Annotated in this window: 17 protein-coding genes and 5 tRNA genes; 5 read left to right on the top strand and 17 right to left on the bottom strand. The window is 58.0% G+C overall.

Features of this window, described 5'->3' with window-relative positions:
- Window positions 1-76: 76 nt before the first annotated feature.
- The 5 genes from rpoB to OHL20_RS11810 all read right to left on the bottom strand — a co-directional run bounded on the left by rpoB (window position 77) and on the right by OHL20_RS11810 (window position 7938).
- Window positions 77-4552: a DNA-directed RNA polymerase subunit beta gene (gene rpoB, locus OHL20_RS11830; RefSeq protein ID WP_263383381.1), complete on the bottom strand. Its 4476-nt coding sequence runs from the start codon at window positions 4550-4552 to the stop codon at window positions 77-79.
- Window positions 4553-5151: 599 nt separating this feature from the next.
- Window positions 5152-5526 carry a 50S ribosomal protein L7/L12 gene (rplL, locus tag OHL20_RS11825; protein ID WP_263383380.1) on the bottom strand — a complete coding sequence of 125 codons (375 nt, stop codon included), beginning with the start codon at window positions 5524-5526 and terminating at the stop codon, window positions 5152-5154.
- Between the two features lie 134 nt (window positions 5527-5660).
- Window positions 5661-6410 (bottom strand): 50S ribosomal protein L10, encoded by a 750-nt coding sequence (gene rplJ / locus OHL20_RS11820; protein WP_263383379.1) that lies wholly within the window; start codon window positions 6408-6410, stop codon window positions 5661-5663.
- An 88-nt stretch (window positions 6411-6498) separates the two neighbouring features.
- Entirely contained in the window at window positions 6499-7209 is a 711-nt protein-coding gene (gene rplA / locus OHL20_RS11815; RefSeq protein ID WP_263383378.1) for a 50S ribosomal protein L1, read from the bottom strand.
- Window positions 7210-7341: 132 nt separating this feature from the next.
- Complete coding sequence (locus OHL20_RS11810) at window positions 7342-7938, bottom strand: Uma2 family endonuclease (protein WP_263383377.1); 597 nt, start codon at window positions 7936-7938, stop codon at window positions 7342-7344.
- A gap of 80 nt (window positions 7939-8018) precedes the next feature.
- Here OHL20_RS11810 and OHL20_RS11805 point away from each other — a divergent pair, with 80 nt between their 5' ends.
- Window positions 8019-9092, top strand: coding sequence for an SPL family radical SAM protein (locus OHL20_RS11805; RefSeq protein ID WP_263383376.1), 1074 nt, complete (start codon window positions 8019-8021; stop codon window positions 9090-9092).
- Between the two features lie 94 nt (window positions 9093-9186).
- Here the strand turns inward: OHL20_RS11805 and rplK are convergent, their stop codons facing one another.
- From rplK to OHL20_RS11750, 11 genes are all read right to left on the bottom strand, one after another.
- Window positions 9187-9621 carry a 50S ribosomal protein L11 gene (gene rplK / locus OHL20_RS11800; protein WP_263383375.1) on the bottom strand — a complete coding sequence of 145 codons (435 nt, stop codon included), beginning with the start codon at window positions 9619-9621 and terminating at the stop codon, window positions 9187-9189.
- Between the two features lie 83 nt (window positions 9622-9704).
- The gene (nusG, locus tag OHL20_RS11795) at window positions 9705-10322 is read right to left on the bottom strand and encodes a transcription termination/antitermination protein NusG (protein WP_396272558.1); all 618 of its coding nucleotides are present in this window, start codon (window positions 10320-10322) and stop codon (window positions 9705-9707) included.
- A gap of 50 nt (window positions 10323-10372) precedes the next feature.
- Window positions 10373-10633 (bottom strand): preprotein translocase subunit SecE, encoded by a 261-nt coding sequence (gene secE / locus OHL20_RS11790; protein ID WP_263383373.1) that lies wholly within the window; start codon window positions 10631-10633, stop codon window positions 10373-10375.
- A 78-nt stretch (window positions 10634-10711) separates the two neighbouring features.
- Window positions 10712-10787, bottom strand: a tRNA-Trp gene (locus OHL20_RS11785).
- A 59-nt stretch (window positions 10788-10846) separates the two neighbouring features.
- The gene (gene rpmG / locus OHL20_RS11780) at window positions 10847-10996 is read right to left on the bottom strand and encodes a 50S ribosomal protein L33 (RefSeq protein ID WP_013579310.1); all 150 of its coding nucleotides are present in this window, start codon (window positions 10994-10996) and stop codon (window positions 10847-10849) included.
- A gap of 111 nt (window positions 10997-11107) precedes the next feature.
- On the bottom strand, window positions 11108-12295 hold the full coding sequence (tuf, locus tag OHL20_RS11775) for an elongation factor Tu (protein WP_263383289.1): 1188 nt from the start codon (window positions 12293-12295) through the stop codon (window positions 11108-11110).
- A 69-nt stretch (window positions 12296-12364) separates the two neighbouring features.
- Complete coding sequence (locus tag OHL20_RS11770; protein WP_263385001.1) at window positions 12365-12673, bottom strand: hypothetical protein; 309 nt, start codon at window positions 12671-12673, stop codon at window positions 12365-12367.
- Between the two features lie 54 nt (window positions 12674-12727).
- A tRNA-Gly gene (locus tag OHL20_RS11765) sits at window positions 12728-12802 on the bottom strand.
- An 18-nt stretch (window positions 12803-12820) separates the two neighbouring features.
- Window positions 12821-12895 (bottom strand) — tRNA-Thr (locus tag OHL20_RS11760).
- 283 nt (window positions 12896-13178) lie between these two features.
- A tRNA-Tyr gene (locus tag OHL20_RS11755) sits at window positions 13179-13265 on the bottom strand.
- 178 nt (window positions 13266-13443) lie between these two features.
- Window positions 13444-13519: transfer RNA gene (locus tag OHL20_RS11750), tRNA-Thr, on the bottom strand.
- 302 nt (window positions 13520-13821) lie between these two features.
- On the opposite strand from OHL20_RS11750, the gene OHL20_RS11745 reads away from it, so the two are divergent.
- The 3 genes from OHL20_RS11745 to OHL20_RS11735 all read left to right on the top strand — a co-directional run bounded on the left by OHL20_RS11745 (window position 13822) and on the right by OHL20_RS11735 (window position 17874).
- Window positions 13822-15363, top strand: coding sequence for a two-component system sensor histidine kinase NtrB (locus OHL20_RS11745; RefSeq protein WP_263383372.1), 1542 nt, complete (start codon window positions 13822-13824; stop codon window positions 15361-15363).
- A gap of 109 nt (window positions 15364-15472) precedes the next feature.
- Entirely contained in the window at window positions 15473-16492 is a 1020-nt protein-coding gene (locus tag OHL20_RS11740) for a hypothetical protein (RefSeq protein ID WP_263383371.1), read from the top strand.
- A 23-nt stretch (window positions 16493-16515) separates the two neighbouring features.
- Complete coding sequence (locus tag OHL20_RS11735) at window positions 16516-17874, top strand: PQQ-dependent sugar dehydrogenase (RefSeq protein WP_263383370.1); 1359 nt, start codon at window positions 16516-16518, stop codon at window positions 17872-17874.
- Between the two features lie 65 nt (window positions 17875-17939).
- Here the strand turns inward: OHL20_RS11735 and OHL20_RS11730 are convergent, their stop codons facing one another.
- Complete coding sequence (locus tag OHL20_RS11730) at window positions 17940-18950, bottom strand: M23 family metallopeptidase (protein WP_263383369.1); 1011 nt, start codon at window positions 18948-18950, stop codon at window positions 17940-17942.
- Window positions 18951-19148: 198 nt separating this feature from the next.
- On the opposite strand from OHL20_RS11730, the gene thiL reads away from it, so the two are divergent.
- The gene (thiL, locus tag OHL20_RS11725) at window positions 19149-20147 is read left to right on the top strand and encodes a thiamine-phosphate kinase (RefSeq protein ID WP_263383368.1); all 999 of its coding nucleotides are present in this window, start codon (window positions 19149-19151) and stop codon (window positions 20145-20147) included.
- The last annotated feature ends 15 nt before the right edge of the window (window positions 20148-20162 follow it).

Raw genomic sequence — 20162 nt, 5'->3', positions numbered from 1 at the left:
AGCGTTTGCCTTGCTCAGGGAAGCCGTGCCAAAGTCCGGCGGTACTAAAGACTACTTACAACAAACTGCACTTCACTTAGTCGGCTGCGGCGATCGAGGGCAAGGCTACTGCCTTCTTCTGGTCGGCCTGCTTGATGAGTTCGACGTCAAGGCAGAGCGACTGCAGCTCGCGGATGAGCACGTTGAACGACTCGGGAACACCAGGCTCAATAGCAGCCTCACCCTTGACGATGGCCTCGTAGATCTTAGTACGGCCGAAGACGTCGTCGGACTTGGCGGTGAGGAGCTCCTGCAGGATGTAGGCTGCGCCGTATGCTTCAAGGGCCCAGACCTCCATCTCACCGAAGCGCTGTCCGCCGAACTGAGCCTTACCACCAAGCGGCTGCTGGGTGATGAGGGAGTATGGTCCGATCGAGCGTGCATGGATCTTGTCGTCGACAAGGTGCGACAGCTTGAGCATGTAGATGTAGCCGACGGTGGCGGGCTGCTCGAATGGATCGCCGAGCATGCCATCGTAGAGCTGCGTCTTGCCCGAGCTGGGGAGACCAGCGGCCTTGAGGAGCGCCTTGATCTCCGTCTCGCGTGCGCCGTCGAAGACAGCCGTGCCGAACCAGATGCCACGCTTCATGCCGGCGGCAACGCGCATGGTCTGCTCGTCGTCGAGGTCAAGAAGCTGGTTGAGAGCGGCGGTACCGGCGAAGCGCGCCTTGAAGAGCTCGCGGACTTCGTTGGCCGACTCCATCTTCGAGGCAGCTTCGGCGATCTGTGCGCCCAGGGTATGAGCGGCCCAACCGAGGTGCGTTTCGAGGATCTGTCCAACGTTCATACGGGAAGGCACACCAAGCGGGTTGAGGACGATCTCGACCGGCGTTCCGTCGGGGAGGTACGGCATATCCTCTTCCGGCAGAATGCGGGCGATGACACCCTTGTTGCCGTGGCGTCCAGCCATCTTGTCACCGACCGAAAGCTTGCGCTTCATGGCGATGTAGACCTTGACCATCTTGATGACGCCGGGCGAAAGCTCGTCGCCCTTCTGCATCTTGCCGATCTTCTCGTTGGTGATCTTGCGGAGAACATCGATCTGACGCGAGGTCATCTCTTCGATCTCATCGATCTGCTCGTTGACGCGGGGGTCCTTGTCGGCGTAGCGGATGCGCTTGAGGTTACGGGTGGAGATGAGCTCGATGGTGTCGCGGTCGAGGATATCGCCCTTGTTGAGCAGCTTCTTGTTGGTGCGCTCGTCGTGGAGGTCGGCCAGGACTTCCTTGGTGCCGAGAATGGCTTCGAGGCGCTTGAGACGTTCGTCGGTGAGAATACGAATCTCATCGGCGAGGTTACGCTCGAGCTTCTCAACCATCTCCTGCTCGATCTGCTTGGCGCGCTCATCCTTTTCCTGACCCTTGCGGGAGAAGATGCGGACGTCAACGACGGTGCCTTCGATACCCGGAGGGCACGTCAGCGAGGCGTCACGAACATCACCGGCCTTTTCGCCGAAGATGGCGCGAAGGAGCTTCTCTTCAGGGGTCAACTGCGTTTCGCCCTTGGGAGTTACCTTGCCAACGAGGATGTCATTATGGCCGATCTTGGCGCCGATGCGAATGATGCCCGAGTCGTCGAGATCGCGCAGGGCGTGCTCGGAGACGTTGGGGATATCGCGGGTGATCTCTTCTGGTCCGAGCTTGGTATCGCGCGCTTCGATCTCGAACTCCTCGATGTGAATCGAGGTGTAGTAATCGTCGCGAACGAGCTTCTCGGAGATGAGAATGGCGTCCTCGAAGTTGTAACCGCGCCATGGCATGAAGGCAACCAGGACGTTGCGGCCGAGGCCGAGCTCGCCCTGCTCCGTGCATGGACCATCAGCAATAACCTGACCCTTGATCACGCGATCGCCCTTGCGAACGATCGGCTTCTGGTTGATGCAGGTGTTCTGGTTCGAGCGCTTGAACTTCGTGAGCTGATAGATGTCCGAGCCGACCTCACGCGAGAGTTGCGTGGGGTGATGCTCTCCTTCTACGCGGACGATAATACGTTCAGAGTCGACCGAATCGATGATGCCATTGCGCTTGGCGAGAATGACGGCGCCCGAGTCGCGGGCGGTAACACCTTCCATACCGGTGCCGACGAAGGGGGCTTCGGCAACGAGGAGCGGCACAGACTGACGCTGCATGTTGGCGCCCATGAGAGCGCGGTTTGCGTCGTCATGCTCAAGGAACGGAACGAGCGAGGCGGCTACCGAAACAAGCTGCTTCGGTGAGACGTCTACGTAATCTACATCGGCCTTGTTGACGAGGACGAAGTTGCCCTGACGACGGGCATCGACGATGTCCTGCACGATGTTGAGCTTCTCGTCGAGCTCGACGTTGGCCTGTGCGATCGTGTGGCGATCCTCTTCCCATGCGGAGAGATAGAAGGAGAACGGCTCAAGATCCATGGTGCGCTTGCCGTCCTTCTTGAGCTGCTCGTTCTGAGCATGGGCGTCATCGATCTCGAGGTAGTCGCCCTGGCGGAGACCGGACTCGCCGGCGTTGGTGACGGCTACGTAGTCAAGGGCACGGCCGTCCTTGACGCGACGGTATGGCGACTCAATGAAGCCGTACTCATTGATGCGCGCGAAGCACGAGAGCGAGCTGATCAGGCCGATGTTTGGACCTTCCGGCGTTTCGATCGGGCAGATGCGGCCGTAGTGGGTTGGATGTACGTCGCGGACTTCGAAGCCGGCGCGCTCGCGCGAGAGACCACCGGGTCCAAGGGCGGAGAGGCGACGCTTATGCGTGATCTCCGACAGGGGGTTGGTCTGGTCCATGAACTGCGAGAGCTGCGAGGAGCCGAAGAACTCACGAATCGCGGCCATAACTGGCTTGGCGTTGATGAGGTCGTGCGGCATCGCGGTCGACATCTCCTGGTAGACCGACATCTTCTCCTTGATGGCGCGCTCCATACGGACGAGGCCGATGCGGAACTGGTTCTCCATCAACTCGCCAACGGCGCGGACGCGGCGGTTGCCAAGGTGATCGATATCGTCGACGCTACCGATGTTCTTGCGCAGCTTGAGGAGGTAACGGATGGTTCCGTAGAAGTCCTCAGGGGTGAGGGTGCGCTTGTCGAGACCGGACGGATCCTGATCCTCGTAGAGCTTGATGTTGAACTTCAAGCGGCCTACGCGGGAGAAGTCGTACTTGCGCGGATCGAAGAACATGCCCTCGAAGAGCGCGGTCGCAGTGTCGAGGGTCGGTGGGTCGCCTGGACGCAGCTTACGGTAGATCTCGATCAGAGCTTCCTCGGGCTTGCGCACGGAGTCGCGGCGGAGTGTATTGGTGATGATGTTGCCCACGTCGTCGCGCTCTGGGAAGAAAACCTCGAAGGTCGCAACGCCCGACTGGATGATCTTGTGCAGCTTGTCGGCGGTGAGCTCCTGATTCGCTTCATAGAGCAGCTCGCCGGTGGAGAGATCGACAACGTCCGAGGCGGTCATCGCGCCATCGAACTCGCTGGTCTCGACTTCAACGGTCTCGACGTTGTTCGCGCGGAGACCCTTGAGCGTGTTGGCGGAGATCTTGCGGGTAGCTACGGCGACTTCCTCGCCCTTGGCGTTTACTGCCACAGCCGGACGCGTGCCCTGGAGGTTGGTCGGCTTGCCTTCGGCAGCGACGGTCCAGTTCAGCTTGCCTTCGACGACCTTGATGGTGTCGACGGTGTAGAAGGTCTTGAGGATCTCCTCATCCGTGCGGAGGCCGAGGGCGCGCAGGAAGATGGTGCCGAGGAACTTGCGCTTGCGGTCGATGCGGACGTAGAGGGTGTTCTTCTGGTCGTACTCGAACTCAACCCAGCTGCCACGGTACGGGATGATCTTGCCGAGGAAGTAGGTCCGGTTCGCAGCAGTCTCAAAAAAGACGCCGGGCGAACGATGAAGCTGCGACACGATAACGCGCTCGGTACCGTTCACGATGAAGGTGCCGTTCTGCGACATGAGCGGAATGTCGCCGAAGAAGACTTCCTGCTCCTTCATATCGCGGAGGCTCTTAACGCCGGTCTCAGGGTCCTTGTCGTAGATCTTCAGGCGGATCGTGACCTTGAGCGGTGCGGAGTAGGTCATGCCACGCTCTTCGCACTCAGCCTGATCGTACTTCAGCTGCAAGCCGACGGGATCGCCGCACTTGGTGCAGAAGTCGGGGGTGTTCTTGTTGTAGGTTCCGCAGAAGTTACAAAGAACGTCGCCCGGATGGAACGGGTCGGTGATAACCATGTGACCGCAATGGGTACAGGCCGTGCGCAGGTGGTTTAGACCTTTGAGGTAACCGCACTTGCACTCCCAGTTGCCGATGGAGAAGTCGACGAACTCGAGTTCAGAGACGTTGCGGAAGTCGGTAATGGGGAAAACAGAGGTGAAGACCGACTGGAGGCCGTTGTCTTCGCGCTCCTGGGGAAGCTTGTCCATCTGCAGGAAGCGCTCGTAGCTACGGCGCTGAACCTCGATGAGGTTCGGAATCTGGATGGATGTTGGGATCTTGGAAAAATCTAGACGGCTGCGGATCGCGCGCATTTCGCTGGGCATGCTCTCTCCTGGAAACTTCTTCGAGGCCTCTCGCCACTTCCCGTCTGCATCGTAGACAGGATCAGCCTTGAGAGGTGGAGGGCTGGGTTAGCCCTCCGGGTTGGTACTTAGCGCGTATAAAGGCCGGAAGACGTCCACCCTCGGTGTGGTCGATTCCTACGCAGAAAATGTCGTATCGGGAAACTCTCCCGCTTCTGACTCAAATTTTGATCTACAACAGCGGCGATTACCTGCTATAAACACCGCGTATGCTTTATTGCGGGAAACGCAGAAAAGCACCCACAGGGACAGCACATCCCGTGAGCGCAAAAGTCGACTTGTGCACTAGTTCAGACTGGATAAAGTAAATACCTGCCGCCCTTTGAGGCTCGCCTTGCCCCAAGGTTTGCTGCCGCTCGCTATAGCCAATTGCACCGTACGTATCCGCCGCCCGAGACGTATGGTGGCCGGCTCCTTAGCCTGACATGCAGGATGAACCGGGGTACCGCTGAAATGTGGTGAGCGAGATCGTTCGCCGAACGTGACGCAGAGGCAGAACGCATCTCCTCAATATCCGAGGATAACGCGTTCTGCCTCTTCGTGCAAGTGCGAGGTGTAAGCTACTTGATTTCGACGGTCGCGATACCATCAAACTTCTTGGCGATGGCTGCGGCATCTTCCTTCGAAACGTTCTCCTTCAAGGGCTTGGGAGCGCCGTCTACGAGATCCTTAGCTTCTTTCAAGCCGAGAGCCGTGACTTCGCGTACAGCCTTGATGGTGCTGATCTTGTTCGCGCCGGCATCCTTGAGGATGACGGTGAACTCGGTCTTCTCTTCAACGACCGCTGCCGCTGCTGCGCCGCCGCCTGCTGCGGGAGCCGCTGCTGCTGCTGCTGCTGAAACGCCGAGACGCTCTTCGAGCTTCTTTACCAGAGCCGATGCTTCCAAGAGGCTGAGGCTAACGATCTGATCTTCTAACTGCTGGATGTCTGCCATGTTATTTCTCCAATTCGAATCTGAACTTAGCTACTAAGTACGTCTACGAAGCCTTACAGCGCTTCGGCTGCCATCGCCCTTCGGGTTTCCGTTGCGCCCAGACCAGCGCACCCGAAGAACAAGGCGAAAGTGGATTAGCCTTCGACCGGCTCCGTGGTGGCAGCTTCGCCAGCCTGGGAGGCGGTGCCGTTCTCGGGCTGGACGGCGTCAGCCTCCAATGCGGGAGCCTCAGCAATGTGCGCTTCGGCTACAAGCTCTGCGTTTTCTGCGGAAGCTGCTTCAGCGGCAGGAACTTCGGTCGTCGCAGCAGCCTCGGCCTCAGGCGCGCTGTCCTCGGCTGCAGGTGCGGCAGCGGGACCGGCAAACTTGCCCTTCTCGACGCCCTGGTTGATGACGACAGCGAGATCGCGGCCGGTCGCATTGATGACCGTTGCGAGACGCTGCGCGGGAGACTGGATGAGGAAGAGGAGCTTCGAGAAGAGCTCTTCCTTGCCCGGCATGGTGGCGAGTGCGGTGATCTCCTCAACGGTGATGACCTTGCCTTCGACGATGCCGAGCTTAAAGGTGAACTCCGAGTTGTCCTTGACCCAGGCAGAGAGCGCCTTGGCGAGGGCTACCGGGTCCCCCGAGGTGTACGCCACGGACGAGACGCCTTTGAGACCCTGGAGTGCAGCTTCAATCTGCGAGCCCTTGGAGGCGCGAGCAACGAGCTTGTTCTTGACGACGTGATAGCTGCCGCCGGCGTTACGAACTGCCTTGCGGAGTTCGAAGTCCTTCGACGCGGTAAGGCCGGAAAATGTGCCGACGATGGCGGAGGTCGAGTGCTCGAGCTCCCCTGTCAGCTTCTCGACTTTCGTGACCTTTGATGCTCTGCTCAATGCCATAACTGAATCCTCTTGACTTTCATCACACCCTCCTCGCTTCTCGCGGCCAGAGGGGCTTTACTGCGAAACATCCTGCGAACGTTCAGGCTTAGGCACGGCCTGCGGCTTCGGCAACGGCATTATCCAACTGGATGCCGGGGCCCATCGTGGAGCTAAGCGTGATGCCCTTGATGTACTTACCCTTGGCAGCCGAAGGCTTGGCCTTGACAACGCTCGAGATCACCGTGATGGCATTCTCGACTAGCTTTTGCGGATCGAAGGAGAGCTTGCCCACGGGAACGTGAACCAACGCCGTCTTGTCTGTGCGGAACTCAACCTTACCAGCCTTGATCTCGCGAATAGCGGAGACAACGTCCGTCGTGACGGTGCCGGTCTTAGGGTTTGGCATGAGGCCACGAGGTCCGAGGACCTTACCGAGACGGCCGACGGACTTCATCATGTCGGGCGTGGCGATCAGGGCGTCGAAAGCGGTCCAGCCTTCTTTCTGAATCTTCTCTACGAGCTCTTCGCCGCCGAAAAACTCAGCGCCGGCAGCCTCTGCATCCTTGATCTTGTCGCCCGACGCGATAACCGCGACGATCTTGGACTTACCCAGGCCGTGCGGAAGAACGACCGTGCCGCGAACCATCTGATCTGCGTGTTTGGGGTCGACACCAAGGCGAAGGGTCAGATCGACGGTCTCGTCAAACTTCGCATACTTGGCCTTCTGAAGAAGGGGAACTGCATCTGCCAGGGCGTAAGGGCGCGGCTCTACGAGAGCGCGGGCCTTCGTCAAATTCTTGGATACTTTTTGTGCCATGAGTTTCTTTCCTTATCTGCCACCCGCGACGCTCTAATCTGCACCGGCGTGGTTCGACTGCCTCAACTGGAGTTCAGGCACTCTTAGAAGTATGCCCCATGACCGCAGTTTTCGCAAACTTTCTCGTAAAAATCAGCACCAGATCCGTGCCATCGGCAGTTCGAAGCCTGTCATGACGCCGTCGCCCTGCACAGAAGTGGGATGATGTAGAAGTTCGGGCTCGTGGTTGGGGCGGTAGATGGTCACGGCTTGATGATCTGGGTCGATGAGCCAGGCGAGTTGAACACCGTTGGCAATCCACAGCTTCATCTTGGTTCTTAGGTCTGCCAAGCTATCCGTCGAGGATCGCAACTCGATTACGAAGTCGGGGCAGAGTGGGGCGAACCCGCGCTGCTGCTCTTTCGACAGGGCCGACCAGCGGGATAGCAGGAGCCATGCGACGTCTGCCGACCGCATGGAGCCGTCCGGAAGGGTGAAACCGGTGCTCGAATCAAAGGCCTTGCCTGTGCCGTTGAGTCGGGCCCAGATATTGAGATCCGTGCTGATATCCATATTTCTGCCGCCGCTGGCAGCTCCCGTCGGGGTCATCACGATCACTTCTCCGTTTGCATCTCGCTCCACGCGCAGGATCTCGTTTGCGGCGCAGAAGGTCATGAGTTGCTCATCGCTCATCGGCGTCTCGGGCTTGAGACGTAGCGGGAGCGGCACACCCACGAGGGAGAGGTTCATGGGTGAATTGTACTGAATGATCTCTTGACGGATCTTCCGATGGGGCCTAGAGTAACACCTGAGGCGAATAAAAAGCGAATATGACTAAAACGACCCTTTTTCCAATACTTCAGCCTCGAGCTACCGGCGTCGCCCGCCTGGCAGCGGAGGCGGAACATGCGGATGGCGGGCATCTGGTCGAGTTCAAAAGAATGGAAGTTCGCAGTATCTTGAACAAGTCCGTGTCGAAGCGACAGCTTTCGCTCGCATATAGCATTAACCCGTACCGGGGGTGTGAATTCGGTTGCAGGTACTGCTATGCGCGGTACACGCATGAGTTCCTCGCTCCGAAAACGGGTGCTGCAGTGCCCAGCGAGAACAAGACCCAGGTTGACTTTCACGATCCGGAAATCTTTGAGCGGCTGATCTTCATCAAGGAAAATGCAGCCTGGCTTTTGGAGCAGGAATTGAGGAAGATCGATCCAGCAGAGGAGATTGCTCTGGGTACGGCTACCGACCCATACCAGCCGATTGAACGGCGAGCCCGGGTGACGCGGAGCTTGCTGGAGGTCTTCGCGCGTAAGTCAGGCTACCGATTGGGAATTGTGACCAAGTCGCGGCTGATCGAACGGGACATCGATCTACTGGCACAGATCGGAAGGCGTAATACGCTTGTGGTTCACCTGACGATTACGACGGCGGATGTAGAGCTTGCCCGCCTACTGGAGCCTCGCGCTCCTCGGCCGGATCTGCGATTTGAGGCTGTGCGGCGACTGCGAGCGGCTGGCATCACAACGGGCGTGCTGTGTTCTCCTCTTTTGCCGGGCATTACAGATCATTCGGAGGCTCTCGATGGGATGGCACGGCGTGCTGCAGCAGTAGGCGCCAGCTTCTTTGCTGCGCAACCACTCTTTCTGAAGTCATGCTCGCGACCAACGTATCTCAAATTTGTTGAGGAGCACTTCCCTGCACTCTTACCCGAATATCGAGAGAGATTCGCTACCGCGGACTTTGCGGCCGGGCCTTACCGGCGACGACTGGCTACGCTGGTAGAAGACGTGTGCAAGCGCCACGGTTTGCAGGAGCGGTCAAGCGACGCACTTCTGACAAGGGATTGTGGCCGGAGAACGCCAGCGAGTGTTCGTCCTGATGCACAACAAAGACTGTTTGCTTAACCATCGGTGCCACTCTCGACGCGAAAATACCGCGATGAGCTTGCCGATGCTCTGGCATGCCCTTCGCGGCTGATGTCTGGGTAAAGTTGATCGACTAGGCTACTACTTCGATACCCATGGAGCGGGCGGTGCCGCGGATGCTCTTCGCTGCAGCTTCGACGGTGGTCGAATTCAGGTCGGGCATCTTCTGGGTCGCGATCTCGATGATCTGCTTCTCCGTTACCTTGCCGAGCTTCTCCTTGTTGGGAGTGCCGGAGCCCTTGGGGATGCCGGCTGCCTTGAGCAGGAGGACAGCCGCAGGAGGCGTCTTGGTGATGAAGGAGAAGGTGCGATCTGCATAGACAGTGATGACGACGGGGATGGTGAGTCCGGCCATGTCAGGAGCCTTGGTGCGCTCGTTGAACTGCTTGCAGAACTCCATGATGTTGACCTGAGCCTGGCCGAGCGCGGGGCCGACCGGGGGAGCAGGAGTGGCCTTGCCGGCCATGATCTGAAGCTTGACGTATCCAGTGATTTTCTTCGGTGCCATTGCGGTAAATCCTCTTTATGCTTCCAGCGGCAGGCTTGGCCCGCTACTTAATGATGTTTCTAAATCTTCCTGCGGCGCAGGGACTACTCTTCGAGCTTCTCGACCTCGGAGAAGGTGAGTTCGACGGGCGTAGGACGACCGAAGATACTGACCATAACCTTGAGGGTTTGCTTGTCTTCGTTGACATCGTCGACGGCACCGTTGAAGTTGGCGAAAGCACCCTCGTTGATGCGGACCTGCTCTCCCTTGGAAAACTTGACCTTCATCGAAGGTTTGTCCTTCGAGACGTCAGAACGGAAGAGGATGGAGCTTACTTCCTGCTCGGACAGCGCGACCGGATTGTCGCCGGTTCCTAGGAACCCAGTGACGCGGGGCGTGTTCTTAATGACATGCCAGAGATCGTTGTCGAGTTCCATCTCGACAAGGACATAGCCAGGGAGGAAGACACGCTCAATGGTGTACTTCTTCCCGTTGCGAAGCTCGGTTACCGGCTCGGTCGGAATCATGATGCGGCCGATGCGGTTCTGCAGACCAAAGGCCTGAATGCGGCTCTCAAGCGACTCACGGACTTTACGCTCAAAGCCGGAGTAGGCATGGATGATGTACCACTTGAAATTCTCGTTAACCGGTGGGGCAAGCGTCTCGGTGGGCTCTGCGCCTTCGGGATTCAGCTCTTCCGGATTCTGCTCTTCTGCCGCCATCGTTATGCCTTCTTCGTGCTTCATCTGCTTCAAATCCTGCACATCAAAACCTAGTGGGTGCTGAGCTTGTGGAGGAGCGCTTCGATACCGCGTCCGATGATGTTATCCACGAGCCAGAAGTATGCAGCAAAGAGGAAGACCGTGACGAGAACGATGATGGTCGTCGACTGGACTTCGGCGCGTGTCGGGGAGACCACCTTGCGCATCTCGCTGCGGACATCCTTGAGAAAGGAGACCAGCTTTTCTGGCTGCGCTTTGAAGCGCTGCATTCCGGTATTCTGCTCGTCCGCTACTGCTATCGCCTTCGCCATAATGCTGCCTCAAAACTCTTCTGAGCTGATGGTTCTACTGCGACCGATTCCGGTCTCGATGTCTCAGCGGAGTGGAACTGGCGGGGGAACTCGGATTCGAACCGAGAAGTTCGGTTTTGGAGACCGACAGTTTAACCGTTGAGCTTATTCCCCCGGATTACAGGAGGTGGGCTCGTCAACCGGATTGCACCGATCCTTAAGCCCGAGCCCCTGTTACTTCGTTTCCTTGTGATCCGTGTGCTTGCGGCAGGTGTTGCAAAACTTCGAGAACTCAAGGCGGCCAGTGGTGGTCTTCTTGTTCTTCGTCGTCGAGTAGTTCCTGTTTTTGCACTCGGGGCACTGCAATGTAATAATTTCGCGCATCTCTTTATCCTAACCGATTTCGCGGAATCCTTACACCTCCGCAAAAACCATGATCCTAATTCTATTGTAAAGCCGCCGGAACAGGTCGCCCTATTCCGGCTTGCAGAGCAGTTACTTGATGATTTCGGAGATGGTACCGGCTCCGACGGTGCGTCCGCCTTCGCGGATGGCGAACCGAAGTCCCTTTTCCATCGCGACGGGGGTGTGCAGCGTGATCTCGAGTTGCGTGTTATCGCCCGGCATCACCATCTCGGTGCCCTCCGGCAGCTTCGCCGATCCGGTCACGTCCGTGGTGCGGAAGTAGAACTGTGGGCGGTAGCCGTTGAAGAACGGCGTGTGACGGCCGCCCTCTTCCTTGCTCAGGACGTAGATCTCGCCCTTGAACTGCGTGTGCGGCTTGATCGAACCGATCTTCGCCAGCACCATGCCGCGCTCCACATCTTCCTTTGCGATGCCGCGGAGCAGGAGACCGGCATTGTCGCCGGCCAGACCCTCATCCAGCTGCTTCTTGAACATCTCCACGCCCGTACAGACCGTTGCACGCGTCTCGCGGAAGCCGACGATCTCGCAGGGCTCGCCCACCTTGATCTTGCCACGCTCGATACGGCCCGTCACCACCGTGCCACGACCCGAGATCGAGAAGATATCCTCGATCGGCATCAGGAACGGAAGATCCACAGCGCGCTCCGGCTGCGGGATGAACGCATCGACAGCCGCCATCAACTCGTCCACCTTGAGCTCCCACTGGGCTTCGCCATTCAGCGCGCCCAGGGCGGAGCCGCGGATGATCGGGGTGTCGTCGCCCGGGTAGTCGTACTTCGACAGGAGCTCACGGACCTCCATCTCGACCAGCTCGATCAGCTCTTCGTCCTCAACCGCATCGCACTTGTTCAGGAACACCACGATGAACGGGACGCCCACCTGGCGGGCCAGGAGCACATGCTCCTTGGTCTGGGGCATCGGGCCGTCGGTCGCTGCAACCACCAGGATCGCGCCGTCCATCTGCGCTGCGCCCGTGATCATGTTCTTGATGTAATCCGCGTGACCCGGGCAATCCACGTGCGCGTAGTGCCGGTTCGGCGTCTCATACTCCACGTGCGACGTCGCAATCGTAATACCGCGCTCGCGCTCTTCCGGTGCGTTGTCAATCGTGTCAAACGAACGGAACGTGTTCTTCGGATTATGCTTCGACAACACCTTCGTGATCGCCGCCGTCAGCGTCGTCTTGCCATGATCAATGTGACCAATCGTCCCAATGTTTACGTGCGGCTTCGACCGGTCAAACTTTTCCTTGCCCATGATGCTCGTCTCCTAAGTGTTGGCCGGCACATAACCGGGATAAAGAAAGAAACAGAAGATTTGGAGGATTCAGTAGTACGCGTACAGTTTGAAAAACTTCTGCCGCAGTTCAGGATCAACCTGCTCCAGGCTGGCGAGATAGAATTCGCGAATCTGGCCCTGATCGGAGTTGCCGAGCTGCTCATACTCAGCAATAGCAGGTTCGCCGAGCATTTTCCTGCGAAGAACAGTCTCGAAGTCACGAATACGCAGGCTGTGACGCTGCAAGGACTTCATGAAACCGGCGACCCGACTCGATGAGAAGGATGACTCGATGGCTGCATGGACCGCACCGAAGCGTTGAGGATCCTCTACCGAAAGAACTGCCTGCTCATACATCGTGCTCAACACCAATCTCCTGCGGAACCGCCCTGGAACCTGCCTGCAACATGATGGAGCGGGAGACGGGAATCGGACCCGCGACCAACAGCTTGGAAGGCTGTGACTCTACCACTGAGTTACTCCCGCGTTACGACCTCTAAAATCTGGAGCTGACGGAGAGGCTTGAACTCTCGACCTCTCCCTTACCAAGGGAGTGCTCTACCACTGAGCTACGCCAGCGCGTTACAACCAACCTTACAAGCCTACCAAAAACTTCCTGTAAACGCCTACGGCCATTTACCGGGAACGCATTCGCCCGAGAAAAACCCGAAAAGCAAAAAACCCTAGCAAGACGAAGCAGAGTGCACGGTACTTTCCGGGCTCCATCGTGAACCAGGCGCTTGCTGCCAAGGCTCCCAGAACAGCGAACGCGACAACCATGCGTCCGGTACTGGCAGGGCTGAAGTCCACGTGTTCTCCAGTCTTGCTTGCTGCGATCTCATCTAAAGCAACTACAAATAAATGGTGCACAGGGGAGGATTCGAACCTCCGTAACTCGAAGAGTGGCAGATTTACAGTCTGCTGCCATTAACCACTCGGCCACCTGTGCACGTTCCTGTGACGTTCCTTTGTGCAAGTCTGTACGTTCCGTCAAGCTCCGCAGACGATCCCTGTACCGCGGATCGTGCGGGTGGCAATACTCTTGATGGAGTGGCAGCAGGCCTGCGTGCCAGAACGGCCGCAGTACAACCAAATCCGTCGTGCCTTGTACTGCAACTGGATAGAACTGGAGCTGGCGAAGGGACTTGAACCCCCGACCGCCTGATTACAAATCAGGAGCTCTACCAGCTGAGCTACGCCAGCCCGAAAACAGTCTTTACTTTGCCCTCTGCCAAGCCGGACTTGAAGCGTGCCACCGTGTCCGCGCAGAGTGCGCCGCAAGATCAAACTTTAGCATAGCCAGCCCGCGGCTGCAATTGCAGTTATGAGATCAAGCGGTTGATGGTGTGGACGGGCAATTACTCGGGCAAACTGTGCATCCATCTTTACAAGGTGGGCAGAGCTCTTTCTACCTAAATTTTGCTACAGCGTCTCAGCGTTGAGAGCTGCGTACGGCTCATCGCTGATTGCACATTTGAAGAAGGGTACTCCCAGGGATGAAAGATATGACTCAAGAGATTGGCATAAAAGCCACCAATGAGCCGACCGCCGACCAGGCGGGCTTTGGGACAGGACTAGGCATTCTGGTAGAGGATTCCACGAATCAGAGGCTCATCGAGAGCCTATCCTTACAGCTTGACCTGGTTCCAAGCCTGCTCAATTTAGTCTCCCCGGGAGCGACTAACTTTCAAAGTTTTGAAATGATCATCACGGACGAAAAGTTCGCAAAGCAGATCCGATCTGCTTTGCGGACAGAGGAGGCGCAGGCCGACGGACTAAATCCTGCGATCATCGTTGTTCGATCGAGAAGCACTGAGTCTTCTGACCGTGGGCGGGCAGGCGACGGAGAACAGCACGACGGAGTTTTGATTCTTCCGCAGGATCCGGCTGCAGCACTGGCGCAACTCAGCCTTTTTCTCTACGCGCATCGCGCCTTTGCTCGTCGCTACCAGTCGGCACTTGATGAGTTGCATCTGAACCGGAGAATCTTCCGGTCTGTGACGAATGGGATCACAGTCGCAGATGCCACGCTTCCAGATGTCCCACTAACTTACGTCAATCCTGCCTTTGAGGTGATGACGGGCTACAGCCTGGAGGACGTTCAAGGAAAGAATTGCCGCTTCCTCCAAGGTGGCGAGACGCAGCAACCTGGCTTATCGCTTATCCGCGAGGCGATGAAGGAGCAACGAGAGGTTGTTGCAGTCATAAAAAATTTTCGCAAGGATGGCAGCCCGTTCTGGAACGAGTTGTCCATCTCGCCAATCCGTAATCGCGATGGCGAGTTGACTCACTTTGTCGGCATCCAGATGGACGTTACGGCTCGGGTGGAGTTTGAAGCGGCACTGCGCGAGAGTGAGAAGCTTGCGGCAGTTGGACGTCTCGCAGCCTCCATTGCGCATGAAATCAACAACCCCCTTGAATCGGTAATGAATTTGCTCTATCTAGCAGAGCACTCGAACGGCATTGACGAGACGCGATCGTTTCTTGGCCAGGCAGACAAGGAATTGCAGCGGGTCGCGCTGATCACGTCGCAGTCGCTGCGCTTCTACAAGCAATCGACAAATCCGCAGGCGATACGCGCCAGTGAACTACTTCACTCAGTCGTTGATCTGTACCAAAGCAAGCTGGACAGTGCCCACGTAACGGTCGAATGGCGGGAACGGAGAACGCAGTCCATTATGTGCCTTGAGAGCGAGATCAGGCAGGTCCTGAGCAATCTCATTAGAAATGCCATTGACGCCATGTACGGTACAGGTGGCAAGCTCCGCATCAGGACGCGAGAAGCTACGAACACGCGTTCCGGACTATGCGGCGTTCTGATAACGATTGCCGATACTGGCAGCGGAATCAGTCGGGACACGATGAAGCAGCTAGGCAAGGCGTTCTTCACTACAAAAGGCATCAACGGAACCGGCCTGGGGTTGTGGGTAAGTACCGAGATCATCGTCCGACACGGCGGGCGGTTGCGGGTGCGGAGTAGCCAGGAGAAGGGCAATAGCTGGACGGTATTTCAGTTATTCCTTCCATACCAGGGCTTGACGCCGTAGTCGTCACGCGAGGTTGGCGCGAATCGGCTATGCTGGGTGGGCTATGTTGAATGTGCAAGGTGCAAGGCTCTGCTAACCATTTTCGTAGCTCTTGATGAGTGGGTGCGCTGTGCGTAAATCAACGCGCTACTCCTTGCTGCTGGCGCTGGCGCTGGTAGCTGCGCTTGCCGGAGCGCTGCTGTTGCGTGCCAAGGCGCCACCTGAAGTAGCGCGATTACTGCCCGAGTGCGATGCGATCGTCTACGCGAATCTGAAGCCTCTGCGAACGGCGACGCACTTCGACAAAACAGTCGTGACGCGCAGCCCTGATTTCCAGCAGTTCATCGATGCAACGGGCATCGTGCCTGAGCGCGACCTTGATGCGGTCGCCTTCGCCCTGCACCGGATGGACGATCCCAATGGTCCTAACGGGCCTGTGGCGTACTCCGAGGTGTTCGAGGGGCGCTTTGATGGAGACCGGCTGGCGCGCTACCTGGCGAGCATTGCTACTTCAAAGGAAAGTTACGCAGGACACGAGATCTTTATGATTCCCGTGGGCGAGATCAAAGGTTCGCGCACCAGACAGTTGCGCGTGACCCAGCTTGGCTACGACACGATTGCCGCAAGCAATATGCCGACAACGGAGCAGATCCATGCGGTACTCGACCGGCATCGCGCGGCGGCGTCACCGTTTGCAGGTTCTTCCCTGCTCTCGGAACGGTATGGAGACGTGCCGGTGCTTTCAAGCGCGTGGGCAATCGGGCATATCGGCCTGCCCTTCTCTGAGGGAGGCTATATCACGCTCTTCGGCCTACGCCTGCCGCTGCATGAAGATACGACGCTGGTGGCGAGCCTTCGTTACCTTGGAGTCGTCAAGCTGCGGATCGAGGAGCTTTCGCCTAGTAAGGTCGAAGCGACGCAGTCTGCACAGGCCTTGTCCGCTGTTCTCAATCTTTTCAGGTCGATACAACAGTTCCAGGGCAGTGGCATGGCAACCGACGCGTCGATGCGACAGATGGTCGACTCCATCAAGGTCGATCAGAGTCACGAACGAACCATCGTGACGGCAAACATTCCCGTCGACTTGCTGCGTGAGCTTGCAACGCCTGAACCGCAGGCATTACTTGATTCTCGGCCCGCATCCAAATAAGAGCTTTAACGGAGAAGATTTTTATGACATTCCACTCTCGAAGACTGCCCGTTCCCACTTTGCTCACAGTGCTTCCCCTCTTGGTGTTTGCTGCGCCTGTTGTTCAAGCTCAGACGGCTTCGACCGCTCAGACAATCACAGGTCAGGCGGCGTTTGCGGACTACACCCAGCAGAAGCCAGGAGTTCGACGCAAGATCACTGTGGCCGATCTGCCGGAGCCACAAGAGGATGAGTCGGTCGATAACGGCCCGAGCCTCGTTCCTCGGCCCGATGGCGCGATGCCAGTTGCTCCCGCAGGCTTCAAGGTGGAGATGTACGCCGATGGTTTTAAGGAACCTCGCCTGATGCGAACGGCACCCAACGGCGACATCTTTCTGGCAGACTCGCACGGCGACAAGATCTGGGTGTTACGCGGCGTCGGTGCTGACGGTAAGGCGGAGAAGGTCTCAACCTTTGCTACTGGATTGAGCCTGCCGTTCGGCATCGCTTTCTATCCTGCTGGCCCAAATCCGAAGTGGGTTTATGTCGGCAACACGGACTCTGTCGTCCGCTTCCCCTATAAGTCCGGCGATCTGGCAGCTACGGGTGCGGCGGAAAAGGTTGTGGCACAGTTGCCGGGCTTTGCGCAGCTACGCGGCGGCGGCCATTGGACGCGCGATATCGTCTTCTCGCCTGACCAGAAGAAGATGCTGGTTTCGGTCGGATCTGGCTCAAACGCCGACGACCCCGACACGCATCCGAACGAGTTCCATCGAGCCGACGTGTTGGAATTTACGCCCGAAGGCAAATTCGTCAAGGTGTATGCGAGTGGCATCCGGAACTGTGTCGGTGAAGCGATCAACCCGACCACTGGTCAGCTTTGGTGCTCGACCAATGAGCGCGATCGACTCGGCAACAACCTGGTTCCGGACTACATTACAAGCGTAAAGGAAGATGGGTTTTACGGATGGCCTTGGTATTACATGGGACAGCACCAGGATCCGCGGCTGGCTGGCAAGCATCCTGAGTTGAAGTCGAAGGTGATCACGCCGGACGTGCTGGTGCAGCCGCACATGGCATCGCTCGAACTGGCGTTCTACGAGGGCAAGCAGTTCCCGTCCAGCTACATGGGGGATGGTTTTGCGGCGGAGCATGGCAGCTGGAATCGCGCACGTCGCGGAGGCTATGAGGTCATTCGCGTTCCGATGAAAAACGGCCACGCGACGGGTGAGTATGAGGACTTTCTGACCGGCTTTGTAACAGCAGATGGCGGCGTCTGGGGTCGACCCGTGGGCGTGACGGTCGCCAGGGATGGCTCGCTGTTCGTATCGGATGATGGCTCGAAGATCATCTGGCACGTGAGCTACGTAGGCGGCGGACCCACTTCAGCTAAGGGTGAATAAGTACGAGCAAGAAAACGCCCGCAAGCGAGACTCACTTGCGGGCGTTTCTTCGTCTACTGAAGTGACTAGGAGCCGGTGTGCACGTTGCTGCTAGCCTCTGCGAGGGTCATCCGAAGATACTTGTGCGGATTGATCGGCGTATTGCGGATACGCACTTCGTAGTGAAGATGCGCACCCGTCGTGCGGCCGCTGTGACCAACGTAGCCGATGACCTGACCGCGGGTAACGTTCTGACCCGCCATTACCGCAAAGGCGGACATGTGTCCGAAGAGGGTTGCTATGCCATGGCCGTGGTCGATGATGACCTCGCGACCGTAGCCGTTCGCCATCTCAGCGGAGCGAACTACGCCGTCTGCTGTGGCGATAATGGGTGTGCCGTTTGGAGCGCCGATGTCGATACCGGGGTGGAACTCACCTTCGCCGTTACCGAGAACGGGGTCTTCACGCTGGCCAAAGCTGCTCGTGATCGGCCCGATGACCGGCCAGATGGATGGACCTTCTGAGCCCGCATCCAGATCGTTGAAGCCTGAGATACCGCCGAGGCTGTTCGGGACGCCGATAGCATTTGAGAAGCCGCGTGCTGCAATGCCGCTCATCGCGGAGGTGCGCAGAGCGTAGAAGGAGTCCAGCGACTTGAAGTAGCTCTCATCGTTGAAGCTCCCGGTCGTGCCGGCAAGAGGAGCCGTCACCGCTGCCTCCACCTTGGCGCTCTTCTGACGCGAAGTCAGCTTGCCCATCGGGATCGCGAGCTTGCTGGTTGTGAGGCCGTAGAGGGCGGAGACTTCGCTGGCGAGCGAACCGAGCGAGGCGGCCTGAACGGTCATCTCGTGCTCCTGCTTCTGGAGCGAAGCGTAATCCTTGCGGAGCGAGTCGTGATCACGGCGTAAGTCGTTGAAATGCGAAGTCTTGATGAGCATGCGCGAGTACGAGCCAGCCAGGCCGGCAATGCTGAAAAGACCAATGCCAGCGACCGCCACAAACACGTAGGCGTAGTAGAGCGGGACTGGAACCTTACGGAGGCTGCCGTCAGAATCGCGCGTGACGAAGAGAATGTAATGGCGCTTCTTGAGACTCAAATGGAGACCTTAGCCCGGATTTGACCGCGAGTATCGGCGGCACGAGGACTTGTGTTGCTCTCGGATGAATGAGGATTAGCAATCGTCATTCGAGATGCACGAATCCCTTGGGTGCAACCTCCTTATGCTATCAAAGGGCTTAGAGCCTTGCAAACTGTAGCGCTTGCAGATGAAGTCTGCCTGTATGCTCCATCGAGGATGAAGAAACAGACGCGACAGGTCGGGGAACTTGCACTGATCGAAAGCATTCGGCGGGAGTTTGCCGGACGACGTAGCTCCGTGGTGCGGCTCGGGATCGGAGACGATTGCGCCATTCTGAGACCACCTGCGGGCTGCGAGATCCTGATCACAACCGACTTTAGTCTTGAGGGACGGCACTTTCGGAGGGACTGGCATTCGCCAGAGTCAATCGGGCATCGCTGCCTCGCGAGGGGCCTGAGCGATCTGGCTGCGATGGGGGCGACCCCGATGGCTGCATTTCTGTCGCTTGCGCTGCCTCTGGAATTGCGGGGCACCTGGACTCGGCGATTTCTGCACGGCTTCCGTGCGCTGGCCGACGTTCATGCTGTCCCATTGGCAGGCGGAGATACGGCTCAGTCTCCAGCGGAGATGGTTGTTGCGGACATCGTGCTGGTCGGGGCTGCTCCTGCTGGACGAGCACTGCGGCGGAGTGGGGCGCGGGCAGGCGATCTGCTTTATGTGAGCGGAGCGCTAGGCGGGGCGGCTGCGGAATTGGAACGGATGCGAACTGGTAAGGTTCGCCTGATTCGGACGGGATCTTCGAAGCAACATCCGCAGATGTTTCCGGAGCCTCGGCTTGCTGCGGGGCAGTCTCTGCTGAGGAAGGGGCTGGCGACAGCTTGTATTGATTTGAGCGACGGACTATCGACCGATCTGGCTCATCTTTGCCTGGCATCCGGCGTCGGTGCGGAGGTCGACGCGGCGAGACTGCCGATTCATGGCCTGGCGGCAGGTCTCCCGAACGAGGAGGCTTTGCGACTTGCGCTCGATGGCGGCGAGGATTACGAGTTGCTATTCACGGCTCCGGCAACGATGAAGATGCCGCGTCGGATTGCCGGAGTGGCGATCACTGCTGTCGGACGAATTGTCAGCAGGCGAAAGGGTTTGACTTTGACTGGCGATGATGGGACCAGAAAGCCGCTGCGACCTGGCGGCTGGGAGCACTTCAAGAGTTAGCGGCGACCTGCGAAG

Source organism: Granulicella arctica, from assembly GCF_025685605.1.
Taxonomy (GTDB): domain Bacteria; phylum Acidobacteriota; class Terriglobia; order Terriglobales; family Acidobacteriaceae; genus Edaphobacter; species Edaphobacter arcticus.
The sequence above is the reverse complement of the archived record's forward strand: the minus strand, read 5'-3'. Positions and strand labels throughout refer to the sequence as shown.